This window comes from Gemmatimonadaceae bacterium (assembly GCA_035633115.1).
In the GTDB taxonomy this organism is placed as follows: Bacteria; Gemmatimonadota; Gemmatimonadetes; order Gemmatimonadales; family Gemmatimonadaceae; genus UBA4720.
The window spans coordinates 1-2,824 of record DASQFN010000024.1; the positions used below are offsets into that span (position 1 = coordinate 1).

The window sequence follows — 2,824 nt, forward strand, 5'->3', positions numbered from 1 at the left end:
AAACGCGACTGTTAGCGCAAAGGCACAAACGACTTGCTTCATAGTTTTTGACTCCTTGGGATGAACATTGACTGTACGGGTACTATTACCTGTACGGGTACTATTACCACGCTCGGCAGGTATGTCAAGATTCCCCTGGTGTGGTGCGTTGATGAAGAACAAATGGACAATACATTCCCGCGCTGTCACACGACTGGTTAACACGGAAAGACCGAGAAGAAATGCCAGTAAAGCTGCAGCCACGCGTATAAATAATTCATGAATGCTTTGCCGTTCTCAATCTGCGGCGGGCGCGAGTTCCTGGCCTCGCGGGTAATCCCGCGCGGGCGCGGGGGCTTCGGCGCGACCGTACTTCAAGTACAGGGCAGGAATCACGATCATGTTTAGGAACGTCGAGGTAAAGATCCCACCAAGGATCACGACGGCCATCGGCTGTTGAATCTCTTTACCCGGTTCTCCCGCTCCCAAAGCGAGAGGAATGAGACCGACACCAGTCACGAGGGCGGTCATCAGGATAGGGCTCAGGCGTTCCATCGAACCTTGCACAATCGCGTCACGGAATGAGACGCCTTCCTCTTCCATAAGGTGTGTGTAGTGCGAGATCAGCATGATGCCGTTGCGCGTGGCGATGCCGAACAGGGTGATGAATCCGACGAGCGAGGCGATGGAGAGCGTGCCGCCGGAAAGGAAGACCATCACCACGCCTCCGATAAGCGCGAGCGGCAAATTCGCCATCACAAGCACGGCGGAGCGCGCCGACTTCAAAGCTACGTACAGGAGCAGGAAGATGCCGCCGATGGCGACGATGGAGAGCAGCGTGATGAGGCGCGACGCCTTCTCTTGCGCCTCAAACTGACCGCCGTACTGCACGAAGTAGCCTTGCGGCAACTGCACGTTATTGCCGATAGCCGCTCGGACATCATTGATGACGCTGCCTAAGTCTCGATCCGCAACATTGGCTTGAATGATGATGCGGCGTTGGACGTTCTCACGATTGATCGTGTTCGGGCCTTGATCTACGCGCACCTCGGCGACCTGACCGATGGGCACACGCGCGCCCGTCGGAGTGTCAATCAGGGTGCGACCGATTGCCTCAACCGATTCGCGCGCCTTATCGTCGAAGCGCACGAGCACGTCGTAAGTCTTTTGCTCTTCCAGGACCTGCGAGGCAACGTGACCGTTGAAGGCGGTGTCAACTGTTTCGGCTAGGTCTTCGGCTCTTAATCCGACTGCGGCTGCCGCTTGCCGATCCATGTTGATTTGCACTTGCGGCACGCCGACTTGCGGCTCAACGATCAGATCGACAATGCCACCCACTCCTGCCATCTGGTCGCGTATCTCGGCAGCTTTGGTCCGCAGCGTCGCGAGGTCGGGTCCGAAAAGTTTGATGGCGATCTGTGCCCGCGTGCCCGAGAGCAGGTGGTCGATGCGGTGCGAGATAGGTTGCCCGACTTCCGCCTCGACTCCGGGGATGCGCGCGAGACGCCGGCGCACGTCTTCCATGAACTCGGCGTGAGAGCGATCACCCTCCTTGGTGACGACCTCGATCTCGCTCGTGTTGACGCCCGCCGCGTGTTCGTCTAATTCGGCGCGTCCCGTGCGGCGAGTGGTCGAGACGACTTCAGGGACTTCGTGCAGGACAGACTCGATAACATTGCCGATGCGATTGGACTCCTGCAAGGACGTGCCCGGCGGCATGTTGGCGTTGATGTTCAGCGTGCCCTCGTTGAACGGCGGCAGGAATTCGCGACCCATGAAGGCGAACATCGCGGCGGCCACCAGCAGCATCGCGGCGGAAGTGGCGATGATCTTGTACGGATTGCGGAGCGTCCAATTCAGGATGCGCGCGTAATGCTTCTTCATCCACGCGACGAGTCGTGAATCTTTCTCGTCGTGAAGCAGCTTTGAGCCACCGAGCAGGAAATAGCAGAGCACGGGCGTCACGGTCAGCGCGACGACGAGTGAAGCTGTGATCGAGATGATGTACGCTAAGGCGAGCGGAGCGAACATGCGCCCCTCGAAGCCGCCCAGGGAGAAGAGCGGAAGGAAAACGATGATGATGATGAGAGTTGCAAAGAGGATCGAATTCCTGATTTCGCTCGACGCGCGGAAAATCACGTCAATGGCGGGAGCGGGCGTGGGCGATTGTGCGTTCAGCTTCAGCCGTCGGAAAACGTTTTCGACGTCAATGATCGCGTCGTCCACGAGCGCGCCGATAGCGATGGCAAGGCCGCCCAGGGTCATCGTGTTGATCGTGATGCCGAAGTAACTCATCACGAGAATCGCCGCAATCAGAGAGAGCGGAATCGCCGTCAAAGAGATGAAGGTCGTGCGAAAGTTCCACAGGAACAGGAACAACACGATTGTCACCATGACGCCGCCCTCGATGATTGACGAGCGCACATTGCCCACCGCGCGGTTGATGAAGTCGGACTGTTGGAAAGCCTTCGTGTCAATCGTCACGTCCGCGGGCAGCGTCGCTCTCAACCCCGCGAGCGTCGACTCGATCTGTGCGGTGACTTCCAGCGTGTTGGCGTTCGGCTGTTTCTGAATCGTGGCTACAACCGCCGGCTGCATGTTGAAGCTGCCGTCGCCCCGCTTCAGAGCCGCGCCCGCTTGGACGGTGGCGACGTTGCCGACGAGAATGGGCGTGCCGTCGCGCACGGTGACGACGGAGTTTGCGAGGTCTTCGGGCGAATGGATGCGGGCGCGGCCGCGAATGAGGAACTCTTCGTTCGTGCGCTCAAGGAAGCCGCCCGCCGCGTTCGCGTTTGAAGCGGTCACGGCTTCGACGACTTGTTCGAGAGTTAAGCCATAGTCGGCT

2 protein-coding genes are annotated in these 2,824 nt (G+C 58.9%); both read right to left on the reverse strand.

Annotated elements, in window-relative coordinates; all coding sequences use genetic code 11:
• Positions 1–243: hypothetical protein (locus VES88_02740; GenBank protein HYN80391.1), on the reverse strand; the 243-nt coding region annotated here is incomplete at its 3' end.
• 33 nt (positions 244–276) lie between these two features.
• Positions 277–2,824 (reverse strand): efflux RND transporter permease subunit (locus VES88_02745; GenBank protein HYN80392.1); only part of this gene is annotated, 2,548 nt, incomplete at its 5' end.